Below are 21,601 nucleotides of genomic sequence, written 5' to 3'. Positions count from 1 at the left end.
GGGGATGGCGGACCTGCCCGTCAGGATCACGTCGGTCCACGCGTTCGAGGGCCGGTGCCACGCGTACGTCGGCGACGGGTCCGCACGATCTCCATGCATCGAGCGGACAACCGCTTGAACTCCTCGAGCTTGCCCTCGTGAAACTGAACCGGGCGATGCCCACGTTACGGCTCGTCGACAGCGCGGCCGGACGTTTGACACCATCGGCGGATGTCCGGGAGGGAAAGGCCGGTGGCGGTCGCCGTATGTGGGTCCCCTGGAGCCGGGAAGACCACGGTTGCCGCTGCGGCGGCGCGTCGCCTCGGACTGCCGCTGCTGTCCCGGGACGAGTTCAAGACCGGTCTCGGACTGTCGTCCGCTTCCGCCACCGAGAACGACGGCGTTCAGCTCGGTCCCGATTTCCACATCGCCGGCGGTCCCTTGAGCCTCCGCGCTGAGGCCGCGATGGTCGACGCCGCCAGACTGCTCGCGACCTCCGGCGTGAGCTTCGTCGTGGAGTCCTCGGTGCTGTCCCAGCAGCTGCTGGATGCGCTCCTCACGTGCGGCGCCCGAGTGCTCGCTGTTCACGTCGTCGCCGACGAGGCAGTCATCCGCGGACGCCTCCGGGCCAGAGCGGCCGAAGGCACGGTTGTCGACAGACAGCTCGAAGCCCAGTTCCGACGAGGCGAGCTGAAGCGGTCGATCTTCGAGCCGCCGGATGCAGTCGACGCCGTCGTCGAGGTGGACACCTCGGATCACGGCGGTCCGGTCATCGGACCCGTCGAGGCAGCGGTCGTCGCCCTGCTCCGGTGATCGCCTGACGTGCCCGCCTCCGGCAGGAGTGCGGACACGGGCGGAGACCGTCGAGCAGCGACCCGGGTGACCAACACCGCCATGTCGACCGCCGCGTCCGGGAGGTGGTGCCCGCCGGCGACCCTCGACGCCCGCCCGAACAGGGCGCACGGGGGCGCACCGTCGAGGGCTACGCTGTGCCGCACCAGAACCAGGGAGGGTCGGTGCGACATCGGCTACGCGGCGTCGCCATGCTGCTGCTGGGCGCCATGCTCGTCGGCACGGCGGGCCTGAGCCTCGGCTCCTGGTACGGCGGTCGCGGCACCGCACCGCTCAGCGTCGACCGGGCCCAGGACGTGGCGGCAGAGCTGCTGCCCGGGGCCGAGCCGACCGGCGGCAGCATGTTCGTACGCGGCTTCCGGTACGGCGTCGCCCTGACCACCGACGATTTCGGTTCCGCTCAGGCTGAGTTCCACTACGGCGTCCGCGCCGACTGCGCACTCCCGGACCAGCTACGGCGCAACGCCGCATCGCGGGGGTGGCAGAACCTTCATCGGTTGCCGGGCGACCCGTGCGACGGCTGGCGAGTCGAGGCGGACGGGCTGGTGGCCACCCTCTCCCACGGCGCGACCGGGTGGGCGCTGAACGTCACGCCGGCCGCACCGGACCGGTTCCTCACCGCCACGCTCCTCGGCACCCTTCTCGGCGCTGCCGCTGGTGCGGCCCTGTTCTGGCTGGTGGCGCGGCGACGTCCGCCCGTACCCCGGCTGGTCCGCACGCTGGTGACGGTCGCCATGCTCCCGGCCGCCGCCCTCACCTGGGCGGACCTCCCGGACGGGCTCGCCGAGCCGGTGTGGCCCATCTGGCGGGCACTCGCTCCCCTGCTGGTGCCGCTGTGGCTGGTGCTTCTGCTGGTCGGACTGGTCGTTCTCGCAAGGCGGCAGAGAGCGACCGGCCCCGCCACCGAGGCGACGACTGCGGTGCCCGAGACCAGCCCGAGTGCCGGCAGGAGCGGCTAGCAGGCTGCGCACCGTCGATCCGTGAGCCCGGCCCACGAGGCGGAGAGCCGGGCGCGGAACGGGATCTTCATCTGTCAGCGTCGCAGCCGACGGATCACCACGATCCGCACGGCGATCGAGGCGGCGGCTGCCGCGTTGAGGACGATCCAGAGCGTCCCGACCGCGGGGTGCCAGGGCCTGAGATGGTCCTCGACCAGGTCCTGGGCGTCCGGGTCGCCGCTCCAGTTGTAGGTCACCGGACTGAACCGGTATTCGAACCAGGCCATGGCGGTGACGAGAACCGCTCCGATGATCGCGCGGACGAGCGTGCCGGTCCGACCCTCGCGCACCTGCCGGTCCGGCGGCAGCAGCACCGAGATCAGCAGCAGATTGAGGAAAGCGAACAGGCCGGTCATGCTCAGCCCGCCGCTGCGGTAGTTGGAGACGGCGTACGGCATGGTCGCGTCGCCGGACGGTAGCGCGCCGTTCGCGGCGTAGGCGGCGCTGGCCACGCCGGTCCACCACAGCAGCGGACCGATCAGCACCATCAAGACCAGCAATATCCCTCGCCCGTGGGCCACCCGCGGGAGTCTACGGCCTCTCGGCGCCAGCCGTGCCCGCCGACCGCAGACCATCGGCTCGCCGGCACCCGGCCTCCGCCCCTCCCCCGAGGCGTACGGCCAACCGCTCAGCCGACCGCCACCGCGACCGGTCGTGGCCGGCATCGGGCTGGGGAGGGTGTCGGCCCCTCCCAGGTCGGACGGTTTCCGGGGTTCGATGGATCGCGACGGCGCAGGTGCTGTGCTGTTCAAGCGGCATCCGGTGCCGCGAAGTCGAGGCACGAGCAAGGAGACACCTGATGCGTGGAGTGTCATGCACACCGCCGGTGACGTCCGGGTGGAGGAGCGTGACGATCCCAGGATCATCGAGCCAACGGACGCGATCGTCCGGCTGACCGCGACGTGCGCCTGCGGGTCGGACCTGTGGCCCTACCGGGGCGTCGAGCCTGCCGACCACCAGGTGATGGGGCCTCGTGCCACGCCCGGCCAGCCGGACCCGGAGCTGATCCCGTCGCTGCTGGCCGCGTCCGACGTGCTGGGCACCGGCTGGTTCGCCGCCGTGGCCGCCGTGGCCGCCGGACAGGACCGTGGCGGTCGTCGGTGACGGAGCCGTCGGCCTGATGGGGGTCCTCGCCGCCAGGCAGCTCGGCGCGCAGCGGATCATGTCGCCCTGCTCGCTTCCTGGGCGGCCACTTAGGAGTTCGCGAGCCGGCGTCACCGGCGACCCCGCGCAACGGACCGGCTTGACCCTCACGGTGCGTGAGGCCGGAGGGTGGGTGCATGAGCGACTACTACAACGCCTTCGAGATGAGTCCCGTGCCGGATCCCGGCCCGGATGCGGTGGCGCCGGAGCCGTTCCGGGGCATCTACGGAATGCCCGCGTTCGCGACGATCCCCACGAGCGACTTGGCGGCGTCGGTGGACTTCTGGATTCGTGGGCTCGGGTTCTTCGAGCTGTTCAGCATCCCCGGCACGCTCGTGCATCTGCGCCGGTGGGCGTTCCAGGACGTACTCCTCGTCTCGGCGGCGGGCGTTCCGGCGCAGGCACCAGCGATGAGCTTCAGTTTCGCGTGCGTGCTCAACCAGATCGATGCCCTTGTCGAGGCCTGTCGTGCGTTGAACCCGAACTCGGTCGACGGCCCACGCGACACCCCCTGGAACACCCGCGACGTGGAGGTGATCACCCCCGAGAACGCCCGGATCGTCCTCACCGCGGCGAAGCCCTTCGATCCGGCCAGCCAGGAGGCGCGGAACCTCGAAGCCATCGGGATCACCTCACCGGGCACCGACCGCAGCGACAGTGACGAGCATGCCTGACGCCACCGACGCCGGTGGCCTGACCGTCGGTCAGGTCTCGACGCGTCTGGGCGTGACGGTCCGCGCGCTGCACCACTGGGACGACATCGGTCTGGCGCGACCGTCGCTGCGCACGACCGGCGGATACCGGCTCTACACCGCCGGCGACCTGGAACGCCTGCACCGCATCGTCGTCTACCGGGAGATCGGCCTCGGCCTGGACAGGATCCGGGACGTCCTGGACGACTCGACCGCAGACGTGCCCGGCGCACTGCGCGCGCAGCGCACCCAGGTCGTCCAACGGATCGAGCGCCTCCAGCAGCTCAGCACCGGCCTGGATCGGATGATCGCCGCCCACGAGCGCGGCCTGCTGCTGACCGTCGAGCAGCAGGCCGCGATCTTCGGCCCCCGGTGGGACCCGGACTGGCCCGCCCAGGCCCGTCAGCGCTACGGCGACACGACGCAATGGCAGCAGTACGCCGAACGCTCAGCCGCTCGCAGTCCGGAGGATTGGCAGGCCATCGCCGACGCCGTCGCCGACCTCGACCGTGCCCTCGCGGACGCGATGGACGCCGGTGTCACCCCTGGCAGCCCGGAAGCCAATCGACTCGTCGAGCGGCACCGCGAGGTGTTCACGTCGTACTTCCCCCTCACCCGGCAGATGCAGGTCTGCCTCGGCCGCATGTACGAGGCCGATCCGGCGTTCGCCGCCCACTACGACGGCATCCGCGCCGGCCTCGTCACGTGGTTCCGGCAGAGCATCGACGCCAGCGCACGCGCCCACGACATCGACCCCGACACCGCCACCTGGCAGTAGGGTGCGGGGTGGGCGTGGGCGCGTGGACGGCTGGCGAAGGACGGCATGTTGATCACCATGGCCGCAGCGGAGATCGGGTCGTTGCACCCCCGTTCGAACAGGGCCCGCTCGCAACGACGCCCTCGTCCTCGGCGGTGCCGCCGTCGCGGGCCGTCACGGGAGAATCCGGCTGCGTCCCGGTGGACGTGACGCCGTCCCCCACCACCGCGGGAAGCTCCCACAGCGAAACGTGGAAGGGGTCGTCCTCGCCGCAGGTGAGCCAGGTGCCGTCGCCGAGCGCCATCGGGTCCTCGGATACGGGCATCGGGTACTCCACCTGGCCGAGCACGTCCCCGCGCGCCGTGTCGATCAGCCAGTGCCGCGGACACCCGTACCTCTCCTTGGTGCTCGCGACCACCGTGCGCTCGTCGACGAAGCCGCACTGGTAGCCCCAGTCGGGCTCCTCCTCGGCGTCCGGCGGCGCCTGGGGATGCGGCGGGAACCGGTGGTCCGCGGCGACCTCGTGCGTCACCGCACCGTCGGAAAGGCGGTGGATCGCCGGCTGCCTCCCCCAGTGGGCGATGGTGAGGAGCCGCGTCCCAGATGGGCTGACGTCGACGAGGCAGCGGTCGTCGTCACCGATGCGGGTGACGGTGAGTCGAGTGCCGTCCCACCGACCCCACCGCAACGGCGCACCGTCCTGGCCCTCGCCGATGCTGAGGCCCATCTGGCCGGGGTCGGGGTGTGGGACGTGGTGGGAGCCGGCGGCCGCGGTGCCGGTCGAGGCCCGTGCGAGAAGACGGCCGTCGGCGGCGTCCAGCACGAGCCACTCCTCGTCCAGCTCCGGCTCGACGTCGTCCGGCAGGGGGGTGCGCACGTGGGCCCAGACCGTCGAGCCGTCCGCGCTGATCCAGCACGAGCCGGAATCGGGATGGCGGTGCTCGCCGCTGCCCGCGTACTCCTCGTAGGAGTCGTGAAACGACAGACAGGACGAACTCCAGCAGCCGTGCCGCACGCTCCAGCGCAGCGCGCCGGTTGCGTCGACCGCGTGCAGCGCGTGCTGACCGCTGAAGACCGCCAGGTCCAGGGTGGGGCCCACCGCATCGATCCCGCCCATCCCGCGCGGCCACCGTCGGTCGAGCGGGCGACCCGGGTCGTGTGGTTCTCGCCGTGGAAGTACAGGTAGAACTGCCGGGTCGGCGCGTCCCACACCACGTGCGGGGACGACACGTGGCTCACCGTCGTGGTCGGCAGCACCCGGTCGATGATGGGGTTGTTGGCGTACTCGGTGTAGGGGCCCTCGAGCCGGTCGGCGTAGGCGAGGCAGATCCCGCCGGGCGCGTCGTGCGGCGCGTAGTAGAGGTAGTAGCGGCCGAGATAGCCGCTGATCTTGTCGTAGACACCGCGCACGCACGGGAAGATGAACTCGCCGGTCGGGTTGTAGCGCAACGGGCTGGCGAACGCGTCGCGCACGTACCGATAGCTGGGGAAGCCGGCCGGTCCGGCGAGCGCCGGCGTGGACGCCGCGGCGAGGCCGGCGCCGGTGGTCGCGGTCGCGAGACCGGCGGCGGCCGCGCCACGCAGCAGCGTGCGTCGGGAGAAGGAGCCTTCAGGGGTACGCGTCATCGTGTTCCCTCCGAGCGTGGGGGGCGAGCCGACGGGGGCATGGGGAGCGGGGCCGGCCGTGGTCGGTGCAGGCGCCACTCGACCGCGCTGAGCGGCCGAACGGTGTGGACGCTCGTCACGGACGGGCTCGTTGATCTATGAGTCTGCGCGCGCCCTCTCGGCGGCGTCAATATGCTAATACGAATTAGCAAGGCGGGTTCGCGGGCCGTCCGCACACCGCCGGCCCCGCTGAGGCGAGGTCTACCGGTTGGCGCCCTCGTACACCACCTTGGACAGGTTGAGCCACCATGTGGCGGCGGCACGCACCTGCTCCGGCATCCGGTCGTCGGCCCTGAGCCGGCGCAGCACCGCCCGGTTGCGAGCCATGCCGAGGCCGTAGGTCAGGCCGTTCAGGGCGGCCGAACTGGCCGGCCGCCGCGTGTCCCGCCACAGCCCCGCGTGGTAGGTGATCGCCTGCTTCCAGAACCGGTCCTCGCTGCGCCCACCGACGTGCCCGATCGCCTGCGCCGAGGCGACGGTGATCCGCGCCGGCACGCCGCTCGCCGTGATCAGCCGCTCGATCACCGTGCGCTGCTCCGCCCCACCGAGCACCCGCAGCGCCTCGATCATGGCGGGCGCCACCGACGCGCCGAGCACCGCCGGGCCGGCCAGCTCCGCGGCGAGCACGGCGGCGAGCGGCCGGCGGTACGGGGTGCCGCTGACCGTGATCGCCGCCAGCAACCGGACGTCGAACACCGGGCTGAACAGCGTCTCGTCCAACAGGACCGGCAGCACACCGTCGCGGAAGTGCGGAACGTCGCGCGGCATCGACGCCACCACCGCGCCCGCGAGCCGGGCCACCAGCCGCCGGCTCGCCTCCCGATCGGCCAACCTGCCGGCGCGAAGCACCTGGTCCAGGGTCGGGTCGGCGGCGAGCGCCCGCAGCCTGGCGCGGCTCGCCGCCGAGATCGTGTCCGGCAGACGGCGCAGCAGCTCGGCCGCCAGCGGCTGGATGTCGTCCCGCCGCGTCGAGTCGAAGGTCAGTTCCTGGATGATCGCCACGAGACGGGGCATCTCGGCGTCGGTGAAATGCCCGAGCCGCAGCTTGCGGACGCTGGCCAGCAGGGCGCCGTACTGGGCACGCTCGTTGGTGGGATGGACCAGCTGCTGGAGCACGTACCGGTTCGCGTCCGGATGATCGCTGGCGTCCAGCACGCTCACCGTCTCGACGAACACCTGGTTCGTGCGGTCCGATGCGAGACTTGTGCAGGCGGCGACCGCCGCCCGCTGACCGACGGGATGCGCCAGGAGCCGGCTCAGCGCCTCGTACCGCTGCATCCAGGCGATCCCGTCGGCGACGAGGGTCTCGCTGAGCAGCCGCTCGGCGATGTCCGCCCACGCCCGGTGCGGCGTGATGACCACCTCCGGCGCGGCCGCCAACCGTCGCGTCAGCTCGTCCCACTCGGCGCCGGTCAGCAGGCCCGTCGAGGAGACCGCCCGGTCCACGAGCGCGTCGAGGCGTTCCGACCCGGCGATCCGATCCGGCGCCCGCGCCAGCGCCGGCAACACGTTCTCCGTGGACGCCGCGTACCGGTGGATGGTGTCCACGAGCGCGACGAGATGGTGCGACGGCAGGTCCAGCAGCTCCTCGTACCGCCGGATGGCCAGGTACGGGGCTCGCACCGCCGCCGTCTCCCAGCGGGAGACCTGGTAGACGCTGGTGTGCTCGGGCCAGCAGCCGCCCTGGAACGCCTCGGCGAAGTCCGCTGACCGCAGCCACCGTTCGCTCGGCCCGTACAGCCGGTTGACCCGCAGCAGCCAGCCCACCCGGTGCTGGTGCGCGGGCAGGTCGGCCGGTCCGGCACTCGCGCGGTACGGGCGGCCACGGCGGCCCGTGGTGCTCCTCCCGGCTCCCACGCGGCCATTTATTGCACGGTGAACTACCGTACGCAACGCCTCGGCCACTAGCGGACAGCGGCACGGATCCTGTCGGCAGGCCCGAACCGAGGGGCCACCCGTCAGCCACACGACCGAGAACGGAGACTCACGTGAAGGCAATGGTCGAGAGGGCACATCCGAGCACAGGCGCCGCGGGCCGGGGCGCGCGGTCGAGGCCGAGGACCCGTTCGATACTCGTCGCGCTCGCACTGGTGATCACAGGCGTCCTCGGGCTCGCCCAGCCGGCAGCCGCCAGCGCGAGCGGCTGTACCTACTCGGGCTACCCGGTGGACCGCTGCGTGTACGTCAACGGCAGCGGCACCTACGTCAACTACATCGTCGGGACCATCCGATACCAGACTGGCCTCTACCTGGAGATCGAGGTGTGGGGCGACGGCATCTACTACCGGGGCCACGGCGACCCCGGAACCCCCTCAGACACCACGCAGGTCCGCCTCAACGTCAATCGGCACCTCGCCAACAACAGCTACGTGTGTGTCGCGGCGCGATGGACGAACGGCACCCAGATCTCACCCGCGTGTGTCCGAATCCACTCGTAGGTCCGCAGAATTCTCGTCCACTCCATCCGGATAGCTGCCCTGGGCCACACGTGCCCGGGGCAGCCTGCCCCGACTCGCGTCGGGCGCTGGCCCGCGACGGTACACGCCCACGCAGAACCGCGACGCGGCGGTCCGCGGGTCGGCGCCGGCGGGTCAGCCGACGGGTGGGGCGGTCCAGGAGGACCGGATCAGCTCCCGCTCGGCGGCGGCGAGGTGGGCGGTCACGGCGAGCCAGGCCCAGGCGTACCGGTCCGGGTCGGGATCGGTGAGCCGGCCGAACGCGTCCCGACCGCGCCGGTCGGACTCGGCGGCGAGGGCTGCGGCCACGGCGGCGGCGGTGGTGAAGCCGGCACGGCGCAGCGGACCGGCCAGCCCGGTGCCGTCGCCGCGGGCCGCCTCGGCGACGGCGCGGCGACCACCGGAGACGGCCAGCTCCACCAGCCGGCGGACCCGCCACAGCGGGGACTCCGCAATCGCGTCGGCGCCGACGGCGAGCATCGGTCCGGTCGTCGGGTCCGGGTCGCGCGGCGGCAGGTGGCCGCCCTGGATCTCGTCGTAGCCGAGGTCCGCCCGGCCGTGCCAGTCCGTCGGCAGCCGCAGCGTCGCGGCGGCACCGGGCACCGGGCCGACCGCGAGCGGACGCAGCGTGCTGGCCCGGTCCGGGTCCAGCCGGCCGACCACCCGGATCCGCAGGCCGGGCCGGGAGGCGAGCCGCCGCAGGTTGGCCACGTGGGCCAGCATCGGGTGGGAGTCGACCGGCACCAACCGGATCACCGGCCCGTCCGGCACCGGCGCCCGCTCCGCCCCGCCGTCGGTGGCGGGGGCCAACTCGCGGGCCAGCACCTGGTCACCGACGGCACCCACCACCATCAGGTCACCGCCGACCAGCGCGGTCCCCGCCCGGGCCGGGTCCTCCGGGTCGTCGGTGGCGAGCTGGGCGGTCACCACCTCGGCGAGCGGGCGGGCGAATAGTCCCGCCAGCGCTCCGGTGGACCAGTCGATCCCGGTGAGCGGGGTGGCCCGGACGCCCTTGCCGGCGCCGAGCCGGCCGTCCGGGGAGACGGTGGTGCCGGTGATCCTCAGGCCGCCGCGGGCCAGCACCGCGTGGTTGACCGCGACCGCGCCCATCTCGGTGACCGCCCGGGCGCAGTCCCGCGCCCGGTCCGGGCCACCCGGCTTCACGTCGCCGAAGGAGAGCTGGCGCCCGTCGGCGGCGACCAGGTGGGTGACCACCCCGGCGTACCCGGTCGCGCTGATCACCGGTTCCCGGCAGACGCCGTACACCTCCAGCGTGCCGTCCGGCTGGTAGGCCCGCCGGAGGACGCCGACCAGCGCCGGGTCGGGATCGCCGGCGGCCAGCCGGCCGGCGACGTACAGCAGGTCGTGCAGCACCTCGACCAGTTCGGCCAGCCGGTGGCCGTTCTGTCGTCCCCGGTGTGCGCGCAGGCCACGCACCGTGCGCAGCGCGGCGCTCTCGGCCCGCGGCAGGCCGGCCAGCCGGGCGCTGTGCGCGGCCCGCAGCAGTTCGGCCTGGGGCACCGCGCCGGCGGGCTGTGGCCGCCACGCCGGCCGCGAGCACCGCGGCGGCTGCCCGCCACAGCGCGCCGGCGGCGGCCCGTTGCGCCTTGGTCGGGGCCGCGCTCCGGCTGCCACGACCGGCCGCGCCCGCCGCCTTCTCGGTACGCCCGGCCCGGCCGGCAGCCGCGCCGGCGCTGCCCGGGACGGCCGGCCTGGCCGTGGCGGACGCCGGATCGGGGTGGGCGGCCGGGTCGGCGACCGGGCAGGCGAGCAGGACCGCCGTGCGGTGCAGGCAGCGGGGCGTCAGCAGGCAGCTGCACCTCGCCTGGTGCGGGTCGGTCACCGCGCCGGTCGGCCCGGGCGTCAGGGTGACCAGCGCCTCCGGCCCGCAGTCGACCGACACGCCCCCGTCGACCCGGCCGACCGGTACGGCGGCCAGCCGTGCGACGGTGGCGTCCAGCCGCCTGTGCAGCCGGGGCGGCAGGGCCGCCACCGCCGCGGCGGCGACTCCCGGCAGTACCGGCGGCAACAGGTCGGTGTCTGCGGCGGTGGCTGTGCGGTCCGTCAACGTGATCCTCCGCGAATGCGGTCGCCCACCCAGCGGGCGAGTTCGAGCGGGCTGAGAGCGGCGACCGGCATCCCGGCCGCGACGAGCTGCTCGGCGACCGGCACCGAGTAGCAGGGCGCTCCCCTGTCGTTCAGCGCGGCGCAGCCGAGCAGATGCACGCCGGAGCCGGCCAGCGTGCGGACCTCGCCGAGCAGCCCGGCCAGCGGGTAGCCCTCCTCGAAGTCGCTGACCACCGCGACGATGGTGCGGCTCGGCACGGTCACCAGCGCGCGGGCGGCGGCCAGCCCGGCGGCGATGTGCGTACCGCCGCCCACGCGCACCTCCAGCAGCAGCGACAGCGGGTCGTCGACCCGGTCGGTCAGGTCGACCACCTCGGTGGAGAACGCGAGGAAGTGGGTGGACAGGGTGGGCACCCCGCCCAGCACCGCGGCGGTCAACGCCGACCACACCACCGACGCCTCCATCGAGCCGGAAACGTCGACCACCAGCACCAACCGCCAGTCGGCCTCCCTGCGGGTGCGGGTGTTGAAGATGGGCCGCTCCGGCACCACCACCGTCCGGCCGTCGCCGAGCCGCTGGGTGTGCGCCAGGTTCGCCCGCAGCGTACGGGCGAGGTTGATCCGGCCGCCGGGGCGGCGGGACGGGCGCGGGTTGGTCAGCCCGGTCAGCGCCGGACGCACCTGGGTGGCCAGCTGCTTCGTCAGCTCCTCGACCAGCCGCCGGACCAGTGGCCGCAGCTTGGTCAGCTGCGCCTCCGGCAGGCCGCCGGCCAGCGACAGCACCGAGGTCAGCAGCTCCATCGAGGGGCGTACGGCGGCCGGGTCGAGCTCGGCGAGCACGTCGGTACGGCCACTCTCGGCCGCCCGGGCGATGACCTCCTCGCGTACCGCGGTGCCGAACAGCGCCTCGAGTTCGTCGGCCCACTCGCGGGCGGTCGGGAAGGATCCCTCCTGGCCGCCGCCGGCCCCCTGGCCGAGGTCGGTGGCGCCCTCACCCTGGCCCGCCCCGTACAGCTCGTCCAGGGCGCGGGCGTAGCGGCGGGCGTCGGCCGGCAACCGGTCGGGTTGGCGGCCGAGCAGCAGCCGCCACCGGTCGGTGGGGGTGAGCCCGGTGTCCGGCGTGTCCGGTCCCGGCGCGCCGCCGGCGTCGCCGGGGGTGTCGGTGGAGCCGGTCGGCGTGCCCGGGACGGGGATGTCGCGGGCGAGCAGGGCGGCCCGGCCGGCCGCGTCGGCGGCGGCCCAGCGGGCCAGCAGCTCGGGCGGGGCGGACAGGGTCAGGTCGAGCCGGTCGCCCAGCCGCTCGGTGACGGTGTGCAGCAGCCGCTCCCGGGCCGCCGGGGTGAGCACGTCGAACCCGCCACGCAGCGCCGGCAGCCGGTCCAGGAAGTCGGCGTCGGGGAGCCGCTCGATCCGCTCCAGCAGCGGGTCCAGCGCGGCCGGGGCGGACTGCAGCAGCGGGTGCGCCCCGGTGAGCAGACCACCGAGCGTCCGGTGCAGCTGCCGCCGGGTGTCCGGTCCCGTCGCCGCGTCGATCCAGCCGGCCACCCGGGTGCCCAGGGTCTCCAGATCGGTCAGGTCGAGCAGCACCCGGGCGGCCAGGGCGGCGCCCTGGATCAGCGGCGAACCCGTCCGGGCCAGGTGGCCGAGGGTCTCGTCCAGGCGCAGGCCGATCCGGTCCTCGCCGGCCCGGACCGCGAGGTCGACCAGCGCGGCGGCGTCGGCGGCGGCGTCGCTGCCGGCCAGGCCGGGCAGCCCGCGCACCGCCGCGTCCAGCAGCACGACGGCCAGCTCGGCCGCCCGGGCCCGGCCGTCGGAGGTGGTGCCGGGCAGGTGTTCGCGGCGCAGCGCCTCCAGCAGGTCCAGTGCGGCCAGCAGCTCGGGCAGCGTGCCGGTGCCCGGCAGCACCACGGCGGCCAGCTCGAGCCGGTCGCTGACCAGCTCCGGCAGGTCGCACCGGGCGGCGTCGCGCAGCCCGGTGAGCAACTGCGCGGCGGTGGGTCCGCCGTCGGCGGCCTCGCGGCGGAACCGCTCCCGCAGGGTGCCGGCCGCGGCCAGCGCCGCGGCCACCCCGCGTACGCCGACCAGGTCCAGCCGGGCCGCCACGGACGGCGTCCAGGCCAGCTGCCAACGGGTGGTCAGGGCGGCACCGTCGCCGGTGCCGGACACCGCGATCGCCTCGCCGTAACCGACGCCGCAGACTTCGAGGCGTTGCAGCAGGATCTCCCGCCGCCCGTCCAGCTCGGTGCGCAGTGGGTCCAGGCGGACCTCGCGGGGCTTCGGGCTGTCCGGGTTGGGCAGCCGCAGTGCGGTGAGTTCCGCCTCGACCGCCGGGCCGAGCCCGGAACGCGGCGTGCCGGGGGCGATGCGGCCCCGGTCGGCGCCGACGAGCACGGTCTCCAGGGCCTTGGCCAGCGCCCGGCCACGGCCGAGCAGTTCACCCTGGCCGAGCACCGTGGTCACCGCCTCCAGCACCTCGCCCCGACCGGGGGCGGGCAGGTCCCGCAGCCGGGCCAGGTCCCCGGCGAGCCGTACCGTCTCGGCGGCCTCACCGGTACCGGCGGTGTGACCGGCCGCGCGGAGCTCCCGGCACAGGTCGGTGACCGCCCGCGCGGCGGCGGCGCGGATCCGTTCCGGGTCGCCGGCCGCGGTGTAGATGGACTGCTGCCAGCGCGGGTCGCGGATCCCGGCCGGGTAGCCGGACCGGGAGTCGAGCAGGTCGAACGCGTACGGCACCAGCGAGGTGACCGCCGTGCCGCCGCCGTCGGTGCCGGCCGGTGCGGGCGGGGTCGTCACGGACCGGACCGGGTCGGTCGGCGCGGTGCCGGGCCGGGTCTGCGCGGCGGTGGCGTCGACGTCGGCGGTCGGCGCGGTGGCGAGCAGGGCCGGGGCGTGGAAGGCGCCGACGACGGCGGCGACCCGGCGGCCGTCGGCGCCGGCCTCGGCCAGCACCCGGCGCATGTGCCGCTCGCGGGCCAGGTCCCGCGCCGGCACGCCGTCGCGGTTGGCGCTGTCGGTACGCATCGCCCAGCCGACGCCGAGCGCGGCCCGGCGGACCGCCTCGGGCGGGCAGCCCGGGGCACGCACCTCGACCACCCGGTCCCACAGGTCGTCGCCGTCGCGGCCGGTGCCGCTGGCGCTGAGCGCGGCGGCGTAGGACCGGCGCAGACCGGGCACCGGCTCACCGGCGGCCGGGCCGGGATCCGCGGCCGGGTCGGGATCGCCACCGGCGGTCGGGGCGGAGTCGGAGCTGTCGGCGGTCCAGCCGGGGTCGGCCAGCGGCAGGTCGCAGCAGACCACCTCGACGCCGCGCTGCCGGGCCCAGCGGATCGCGGCCAGCTCCGGGGAGAAGTCGGCGAACGGGTAGAAGCCCATCGGCCCGTCCGCACCGTGGCTGCCGACCAGGGCCAGTGGGGCCCGGGCGGCCGGATCGGACAGGTACGGCAGCCAGCGCTGGAAGTCGGCCGGCAGCTCGATGCAGACCACCTCGGCCCCGGCGGCGTCCAGCAGCGCCGGGACCGCCGCCGCCAGGGCCGGGCTGTGATGCCGCACCCCGATCAGGTACGGCCGGACGGAACCGGCGAGGGCGTCGACCACGGCGCGTGGATCGGCCGCCGTCGCATCGACCGTCTTCGGGTCGGCGGTCGGCGGGGCCGCACCGGGCGTACGGGAGAGGGTCGTCACCGCAGGTTCTCCCGCAGGTCCCAGAGCCGGCGCCACATCGCCGAGCCGTCCTCGGCGCGGCGGCGCACCGGGCCGTCCCAGTAGCCGAGCAGCCGGGCGTGGTCGTTCTGGTCGTCCTTGCGGACCACGCCGAGCAGGTGCCCGGGCACCAGGTCGAGCGCGTCCCCGCCGGGCAGGTACGCGGCGGCGAGGCCGAGCGACACCGCCACCTGCACCGCCTCGGCGGTGGACATCACCGTGCCGGGCCGCTCCACGTCCCAGCCCTCACCCGACCGGCCGGAGCGCAGGTCGCGGAACACGGTGACCAGGGCGTCCAGTACCGCGTCGTCCACCGTGTACGCCGCGCCGGCGCGCTGCACGGCGGCGGTGGCCTGCTGGCGGACCAGGTCGGTCTCGACGTCCGCGTCGGAGATCGGGTGGATCGTCTCGAAGTTGAACCGGCGCTTGAGGGCCGAGGACATCTCCGACACGCCCCGGTCCCGCAGGTTGGCGGTGGCGATCACGGTGAACCCGGGCGCGGCGCGGATCAGGCCGTCCTCGGTGCCGGAGAGCTCCGGCACGTTCATCCGCCGGTCGGACAGGATGGACACCAGCGCGTCCTGCACCTCGGGCAGGCAGCGGGTGACCTCCTCGATCCGGACCACCCGCCCGGTACGCATCGCGGTCAGCACCGGCGAGTCGACAAGCGCCTGCGGGGTCGGGCCCTGGGCGAGCAGCAGGGCGTAGTTCCAGCCGTACCGGAAGGCGTCCTCGGTGGTGCCGGCGGTGCCCTGCACGGTCAGCGCGCTGGTGCCGCAGACCGCGGCGGCCAGCAGCTCGGACAGCATCGACTTGGCGGTGCCGGGCTCGCCGACCAGCAGCAGTCCCCGCTCGCCGGCCAGGGTGACCACGCACCGCTCGACCAGGCTCCGCTCACCGACGAACTTCGCCGGGATGGTCATGCTGGCCGGCAGTCCGGTGCCGTCCGGGCCGGTACGCCGGTCGGCGGGCAGCTGCAACGCCTCGCCGTCGCTGCCCTGGATGAAGGTGACCACGGCGCGTGGGGTCAGCGCCCAGCCCGGCGGCCGGGCCCCGTCGTCGTACGCGGCCAGGAAGGCCAGCTCGCCGGCGTACCGCTGCTCGGCGGAGAGGACCTGGGCGGCGGTCTCCGGCGCCGCGGTGGGGCGGACGTGTTCCGTCACGGTCACGGGTGTTCCTCGATCTTTCTCTGGTGCGGATGGGGGTGTTCGGGTCGGGGTCAGCGGTGGGTGCCGCGGGTGGGCAGGTTGTCGAACCGGGGCCGGTCGCCGTCGCGCAGGCGTTGCCAGGCCCGCCGGTAGAGCTCCGCGGCCGGCTCGAACGGCACGGTCACGCCGAGCCCGGCCGTACCGTCGGGTGCGAGGCCGAACAGGGCGACCTTCCAGCCCTCGATCGGCGCCTGCCCGCTGCCGCGTTCCAGCCACGGTCCGGGCAGGAACAGCGACCGGCCGGACCGGGACCGGCTGGCCTCGACGACCAGGTCGGTGCCGGCCAGTTCGGCGCGCGCCGCCTTCAGCCGGGCCGGCTTCCAGCCGGTCCACTTCGCCGTGTTGCGGTCGGTCGGGTCCGGCATGGCCAGCAGCATCAGGTACACCGCCGCCGCGTCGGCGCCCAGGCCGTGTTCCCCGGCCACCTCGGCGACCAGGTCGGGCACCGACCGGGTCGGGTCCTGCGGCCACCAGGTCCCGTCGGCCTCCCGCGCGCCGCCGTCGGGCCCACTCGGCTCGCCGAGCAGCGCCGCGAAGCGCGGGTCGCGGACCAGGCGCAGCGCCACCTCCGTCGGGTACGGCTTGGCCGCGTCCTGGCGCAGCGCCGGCAGGTACGGATCCGTCCCGTCGGCGTCGAGCAGGTCCGGCCGCAGCGCGGGCGACGGTTGGCTGTCGTGGGTGGCCAGGACGATGGCGCCGTACCGCTCCCAGCCCGGGCCGGTCTCCGACGGGGTGCCCGCCACCTGCCGGAACGCGGGCAGCGAGACGTACTGGTCGAGGTCGAGCAGCAGGCCGGGGTTGGCCAGCCGGTCCCGGAGCACGGCCAGCGCGGCCGGCAGCGCGGCCCGGCACGGGTCGCCGGCCGGCGTGTGGTGGGCGACCCAGGCCGCCAGGGCGACCGCGGAGCGCAGCACCTCACCGGTGAAGCCCGCCGTCCGGCTGTCGACCGGCCGGACCCGGTCGCCTCTGACCTCGAAGGCCAGGTCGGTGCTCAGCTCGGCCGAACGGGACGGGTCGAGCAGCGCCGGCAACGCCTTCGCCGGATCCCAGCCGGTGCGCACCGCGCGCACCGCTTCGGCGAGCAGTTGTTCGGGCACCACCACCCGGCGCCCCAGGGCGGCGTTCCACACCGCCGCGGCGGCGGCCACGTCCGGTCCGTCGGTCCACAGCCGGGCCGGCTCGTCCGGCAGCAGCGCCGAGACCACGGCCCGCCGCAGCGTTGGCCTGGCCTCGCGCAGCAGCCCGAAGGCCAGCTTGACCTCGCCGACCTGCCTGATCCCGAGCGCCTTGCGCAGCTCCGGGGGCACGGTGTTCGCCGAGTCCGCGTACGGCAGGCCGGCCAGCACCAGCTTCGCGGCCGTGGGGGTGACGCCGGTCAGCTCGGCGAACTGCTCGGCCGCCTCCGGCCGCCAGGGCAGCGGGCCGCGCGCGGCTGCCTCGGCGAGGAAACCCGCCAGCCAGCCGGCAGGTCGTCCGTCGCCGACGGGCTCCGAGGAATGCACCGTGTACGGCTCGGGTACGGCGAACACGCCGGCCGGGTCGTGGTGCAGCGCGTCGAAGTAGTAGCCGGTGGCCGTGCCGCTGGAGTTGAGGACGGCGAGGAACGCCCCGTCGGGCAGCGGCAGGACGCCCGGCCTGGGGTAGCGGCGCGAACCGTCGGGGTTCTTCAGCTCGTCGTCGAGCAGGTGCAGCCTGCACCGGCGCCACCGTCCCGGCTCGGCCGTCCCGCTCAGGTCGAGCCGGTCCAGCTCCGCGAGCAGGGCGCGCAGCGTCTCCCGGTGCTCCTGCGGGGTGACCGCGGCGACGGTCCGGTAGGCGACGGCGGCGACACCGCCGAGCAGGGACCACCAGTCGAGGGTCGACGGCAGCGGCGGCCCGTCGAGGTGCAGCCGCACGGTGGGCTCGCTCCCGCCGGTGGCGGACCGCCGGGCGGTGAACGCCTGGAACTGGGTGAAGGTGTGGGTCGCGTCGTACGCCCCGTGCACCGAGCCCCGCAGACCGTCCAGCGCCGCGCTGAGCTGCCTGTCGGTGGGTCCGGTCGCGGTGGGCGCCGGCGCCACGGCCGCCGGGGCGGACAACGACCTGGTGAGCCGTTCGGTCACCGCGTCCAGATCGGTGCGCACCCGGGCGGCCAGCCGCAGCACCCCGACCACCGCGGCCAGCACCGCGGGGTGGCTGACCGTCGGCAACGTCGAGCGGACCAGCTCGGCCAGCGCGTCGGCGTCGTCCTCGTCGGCGGTGGCGGCGGGTCCGGAGCCGGCGGCGCCGACCACGGACGCCGGGACGGCGACGGGCAGGCCGGTGACAGCCTGCGTGGCCGCGGTCAACCCGGACCGGGTCGCCGCGCGGGCCCGCGCGGCCTCTTCGGCCAGGGCGGCGCGGCGTTCGTCGAGGGCGACCTTGAGCAGCGCGGCGGCGGTCTCCCGGTCCACCCCGCGCAGGGCGGTGGAGCCGGCCGGGTCCCGGGGCAGCAGGTTGCCGAGGAACTGCCATGCCGGCAACGGGAGGGCGTCGGGGTGGTAGGCCCGGCTGAACGGCGCCCCGGCTGCGGCCGACACCACCCCGTCCGGGTCGACCAGGACGGGACCCTTGAGGACGGCCCGCGGCCGGTCGTCGCCGGGCAGCACCAGCGCCGCGATCGGCTCCTGTCCGGCGGCCACGGTGACGGTGCGACCGGCCAGGTCCTCACCGCGTACCGAGCCGTCCGGCAGCGTGACGACGCGCCAGCCGAGCAGACCGTCCACCGGTACGGCGGCGGGGGTGGCCCGGTCGGACAGGGCCGGCCGCAGCCAGCTGGCACCCTCCCGCAGGTCGCTTCCGTCGACCGGGAGGTCGGCCAGGAACCGGGGCAGGCTGCGCCGGCCGTGGGTGTTGGTGACCGGGTCGTACTCGCGCCAGCCGAGCGTGTCGTCCTCCTCGCCGTGCCGGTAGACCCAGTGGGAGGTGCCGTCGGTGATGACGGGCAGCTCGGACGGGATCACGGTGTCACCGGCGTGCAGCACGCCACCGCCGGTGGTCCGCCCGCCGCCCGCCAGCGGCAGGGTGATTCCCTTCCCGCGTGGCTGTTTGCTGCGGTATTCGCCCTGGATGGGCTGCGGTTCGCCGGGCGACGAGTGCCAGTAGCCGCGCAGGTCGTAGTCGAGCGCCTTGGAACGCCAGTAGACCAGCAGCTCGCCGTCGACGTAGTGGTAGCCGGGCTGACCCCACATGTCGCCGGCCGGGATGCGCAGGTCGTGGCGGAGCACGATGCCCTCGGCGCCGAGCACGCGCACCGTGGTCGGCCCGCCCAGGATCACGTACGGCCAGGCTTCCAGCCGGACCACCTCGACCCGGCGGTCGCCGCCGGTCACCTCCTGCCAGGCCAGCTCCCAGTCCGGCCAGCCCAGCTCGTCGATGAGCCCGCCGCGCAGGCTGCGGGCGACGCGCTCGGCCAGGTCGACGCCGAGCGCGTGCCCGAGGTCACCGGCCCGAGCGGGTGCACCGGAGCCGTCGAGTTCGTCGGAGACCAGGCGCAGCGCCTCCACCGGGATCCTGCCCAGCCAGTCCACCGACGCCGGCAGGTACGGCAGCCCGGCGGCGAACCGGCCGCGGATCCGGGCCCGCAGCCAGTCTGTCAGCAACGGCCGGACGCCCGGCGTCTCCACCATCCGGCGCAGGGCAGGCGGCTGGTCGTCGAGCTGGTCGAGACCCCGGCGCAGGGCCGCGGCGAACCGGTCGTCGCCGGCCACCGCGAGCAGGTCCCGCTCTCCCCCCGCCTTGACCCAGCCTGCCAGGTCCAGGGCTTCGCGCTCCTTCGGTGCGGGCACCGGCAGGTCGAGGGCGAGCAGCAGGTCGAGCAGTTCCAGGTCCCCGTCGGCGGCGAGGGTCTCGCCGCGATCGGCCAGTTCGACGCGCAGCCGGTCGGCCATCCGCTCGACGAGCGGGTACAGCTGCGGCATCCGGCGGCGGTGGTGGCCGCCGGAGTTGGCCCGGCTCACGAAGCGGCGCAGCCAGCCGACGGAGCCGTCCTGCGGGCGGGCCGGGTCCGGCACGTCCGCGTCGGACAGTCCGGCGAGCGCACCCGTGTCGGTCAACAGGGCCAGCCAGGTGACCAGGTCGTCCCGGTCGGTGGGCATCAGGTCGAGCAGGCTGCCGCGGATCGCCGGGTCACGGCCGGCCAACGCCGTCACCGCCGGCAGGTGCGCCTTCCACCAGCCGGCCGGCGCCTCGGCGGCCACCGGCAACCGGAGCAGCTCGGTCAGGTAGGCCGCCTCCCGGTCGGTCACGGCGGCGGCGCCGGCCTTGCCGGCGGCCTTGGTGGCGGCCCGGACCAGTCGGTTCACCGCGCTGGCCGACTGCGTGGACGGCACCACGCCGGCGGCCGCGGCCCGCAGCGCCAGCCGGCAGAACCGCTCCAGCGCCTCGTCGGCCGGCAACTGGGCGGACAGCTCCTTCGCGTAGCCGGCCAACGCGGTCGCGGACACCACCTTGGCCGACGCGAACTCCACGTAGACCTCGTCCAGCCGGTTCAGGTCGACCGGCAGACCGTGCTGCGCCTCCGCCTTGCGCGCCTTGTTGAACAGCTGCGTCGCGTACGCGTCCTGCCCGGCGGCCAGGAACACCCGGGCCGCCTGTTCGAAGAACGTCGGCAGGAAGTGCGGCAGCGTACGGGCGAGCCGGTCGGCGATGGCCTGGTGCCCGTCCAGGGCCGCCTTCGGCCGCGACCGGACCTGCTTGGTCAGCTTCTGCAACTCCGGCACCACCGCCAACGCGTGCCGGCCGTCCGCCGGATGGTGCACCAGCACCCATTCGGGGAAGGCCAACGGGCGGCGGGGGCCCAGCCCGACGACGGCGGGCTCGGCACCCGGCGTCAGGCCGAGGAACCCGGCGGCGATGTCCTCGCCCTCGCCCAGGGCGGCGTCGACCAGGCGGACCACCGGCCGGTCGTCGAGGGCCGGGTGCCGGTAGGTGCGGGCGGTGAGGGGCACCGCCAGGTCGCCGGCCACGGCGGTGTCGGCCGGCAGCACCGCGCCGGCCGTCAGCAGGCTCTCGACCGGGTGCTCGCCAGCCGTTGTCGTCATCCCGGTCACGCCTTCTTCCCCGTTCCCGTCGCGGCGCCGGAGAGGGCCGTCGCCATTCGCATTCCTTCCGACCAGGCCACCGGCCCGACCTCGGTCAACCGCAGCGTCGCGCCGTCCACGACCGACCAGGAGAGGGTGCCCAGGGTCGCCTCGGAGTCCCAGTAGTCCTCGTCGAACCGCAGGGCGGCCTCGATCGTGCGGCCGGCCTCCCAGACCCGGCACTTGACCTGCGAGCCGGAGACCCGGAAGCCGAGCGTGGCGGCCCGGGCGGCCAGCCGGTTCGGTACCGTGGTGCCGCGGAAGTCGGTGACCGTCGTGTCCCGCTGCTTCAGGTCGTCGGGTCTTCCCCAGGTGCCCCGGTGCAGTTGCTCGATCCGCTGGGTGACGTCCAGCTCGTCGGCGAACTCGCGCAGGTCGGCCAGGTCGGGCAGGCGCACCGGGTGGGGCAGCGTGGCGCTGACCGGCGAAAGCCGGACGGTCTCCCCGTCGAGGTTGACCACGCGCAGGTCGCCGGTGTCGGTGACGTCCCGCAGGAAGCCCGACTCGGTCGGGTCGTCCCCGAGCACCACGAGGTCGCGCAGCGCGTCCCGCCAGGCCGGGTCCGGCCAGACCCGGGCCAGCAGCCCGGTCGGCACCGGCAGCGAGGACACCACCCAGGCGTCGACCCGGGCCAGGCACTCGGCGGAGTGCCGGTCCAACCACTGGGCGAGCTGACGCAACCGGTCCACCTCGGGGTCGTCCCGCAGCGCCTTCGGCAGCGTCTTCAGTGGACGGCCACCGGCCCGCGGGCCGGTGGACCGGGCCGCCACCTTTCCGTCCACGAGAGAGATCTCGTACGAGTCTCCCACCGGTAGCCAGCCCATCAGGAACACCCTCCGCAGTGGCAAAACAGGCAGATTTCGTGAGGAATCGGCCGTGATCGACAACGAGGGCACGCTAACAGTAGTGACCGACACGACCGCGACCCATCGGCCGAGTAGCCGAGCCCGGGGGCCGCGCGACGCGACCGTGCGGGCCCACGGAAG

General features: G+C 74.7%; 14 protein-coding genes. 6 read left to right on the top strand and 8 right to left on the bottom strand.

Annotation, left to right across the window (positions count from 1 at the left end):
- Nucleotides 1-210 precede the first annotated feature (210 nt).
- Together ACSNN9_RS00155 and ACSNN9_RS00150 are read left to right on the top strand one after the other, a co-directional pair.
- Nucleotides 211-792: an AAA family ATPase gene (locus tag ACSNN9_RS00155; RefSeq protein ID WP_436670574.1), complete on the top strand. Its 582-nt coding sequence runs from the start codon at nt 211-213 to the stop codon at nt 790-792.
- Between the two features lie 203 nt (nt 793-995).
- Entirely contained in the window at nt 996-1,790 is a 795-nt protein-coding gene (locus ACSNN9_RS00150) for a hypothetical protein (protein WP_436670573.1), read from the top strand.
- Nucleotides 1,791-1,864: 74 nt separating this feature from the next.
- Here the strand turns inward: ACSNN9_RS00150 and ACSNN9_RS00145 are convergent, their stop codons facing one another.
- Nucleotides 1,865-2,329 (bottom strand): hypothetical protein, encoded by a 465-nt coding sequence (locus ACSNN9_RS00145; RefSeq protein WP_436670572.1) that lies wholly within the window; start codon nt 2,327-2,329, stop codon nt 1,865-1,867.
- A gap of 313 nt (nt 2,330-2,642) precedes the next feature.
- Here ACSNN9_RS00145 and ACSNN9_RS00140 point away from each other — a divergent pair, with 313 nt between their 5' ends.
- The 3 genes from ACSNN9_RS00140 to ACSNN9_RS00130 all read left to right on the top strand — a co-directional run bounded on the left by ACSNN9_RS00140 (nt 2,643) and on the right by ACSNN9_RS00130 (nt 4,442).
- A complete protein-coding gene (locus ACSNN9_RS00140; protein WP_436670571.1) occupies nt 2,643-2,933 on the top strand; it encodes a hypothetical protein in 291 nt (96 codons plus the stop codon).
- A 176-nt stretch (nt 2,934-3,109) separates the two neighbouring features.
- Nucleotides 3,110-3,646, top strand: a complete 537-nt coding sequence (locus ACSNN9_RS00135; RefSeq protein ID WP_436670570.1) for a VOC family protein — start codon at nt 3,110-3,112, stop codon at nt 3,644-3,646.
- Nucleotides 3,639-4,442: a MerR family transcriptional regulator gene (locus ACSNN9_RS00130; RefSeq protein WP_436670569.1), complete on the top strand. Its 804-nt coding sequence runs from the start codon at nt 3,639-3,641 to the stop codon at nt 4,440-4,442. The genes ACSNN9_RS00135 and ACSNN9_RS00130 overlap by 8 nt, the downstream gene beginning before the upstream one ends.
- Nucleotides 4,443-4,494: 52 nt before the next feature.
- On the opposite strand, the gene ACSNN9_RS00125 is transcribed toward ACSNN9_RS00130, so the two are convergent.
- Nucleotides 4,495-5,538 carry a hypothetical protein gene (locus ACSNN9_RS00125; RefSeq protein WP_436670568.1) on the bottom strand — a complete coding sequence of 348 codons (1,044 nt, stop codon included), beginning with the start codon at nt 5,536-5,538 and terminating at the stop codon, nt 4,495-4,497.
- Nucleotides 5,539-6,287: 749 nt separating this feature from the next.
- Nucleotides 6,288-7,943, bottom strand: coding sequence for a hypothetical protein (locus ACSNN9_RS00120; RefSeq protein WP_436670567.1), 1,656 nt, complete (start codon nt 7,941-7,943; stop codon nt 6,288-6,290).
- Nucleotides 7,944-8,176: 233 nt separating this feature from the next.
- On the opposite strand from ACSNN9_RS00120, the gene ACSNN9_RS00115 reads away from it, so the two are divergent.
- The gene (locus ACSNN9_RS00115) at nt 8,177-8,524 is read left to right on the top strand and encodes a hypothetical protein (protein ID WP_436670565.1); all 348 of its coding nucleotides are present in this window, start codon (nt 8,177-8,179) and stop codon (nt 8,522-8,524) included.
- Between the two features lie 153 nt (nt 8,525-8,677).
- Here ACSNN9_RS00115 and ACSNN9_RS00110 read toward each other — a convergent pair whose 3' ends face one another.
- From ACSNN9_RS00110 to ACSNN9_RS00090, 5 genes are all read right to left on the bottom strand, one after another.
- Entirely contained in the window at nt 8,678-10,063 is a 1,386-nt protein-coding gene (locus ACSNN9_RS00110; RefSeq protein ID WP_436670563.1) for a hypothetical protein, read from the bottom strand.
- 543 nt (nt 10,064-10,606) lie between these two features.
- A complete protein-coding gene (locus tag ACSNN9_RS00105) occupies nt 10,607-14,290 on the bottom strand; it encodes a DUF5682 family protein (RefSeq protein WP_436670562.1) in 3,684 nt (1,227 codons plus the stop codon).
- Nucleotides 14,287-15,477, bottom strand: coding sequence for an ATP-binding protein (locus tag ACSNN9_RS00100; protein WP_436670560.1), 1,191 nt, complete (start codon nt 15,475-15,477; stop codon nt 14,287-14,289). The genes ACSNN9_RS00105 and ACSNN9_RS00100 overlap by 4 nt, the downstream gene beginning before the upstream one ends.
- 50 nt (nt 15,478-15,527) lie before the next feature.
- Nucleotides 15,528-20,576, bottom strand: coding sequence for a hypothetical protein (locus tag ACSNN9_RS00095; RefSeq protein ID WP_436670559.1), 5,049 nt, complete (start codon nt 20,574-20,576; stop codon nt 15,528-15,530).
- 5 nt (nt 20,577-20,581) lie between these two features.
- A complete protein-coding gene (locus ACSNN9_RS00090) occupies nt 20,582-21,439 on the bottom strand; it encodes a DUF4132 domain-containing protein (RefSeq protein WP_436670558.1) in 858 nt (285 codons plus the stop codon).
- Between the last annotated feature and the right edge of the window lie 162 nt (nt 21,440-21,601).

It is taken from the genome of Micromonospora sp. URMC 107, from assembly GCF_051386315.1.
In the GTDB taxonomy this organism is placed as follows: domain Bacteria; phylum Actinomycetota; class Actinomycetes; order Mycobacteriales; family Micromonosporaceae; genus Micromonospora.
Note: the sequence above shows the minus strand (reverse complement) of the source record. Positions and strands in the feature narration are given on the sequence as shown.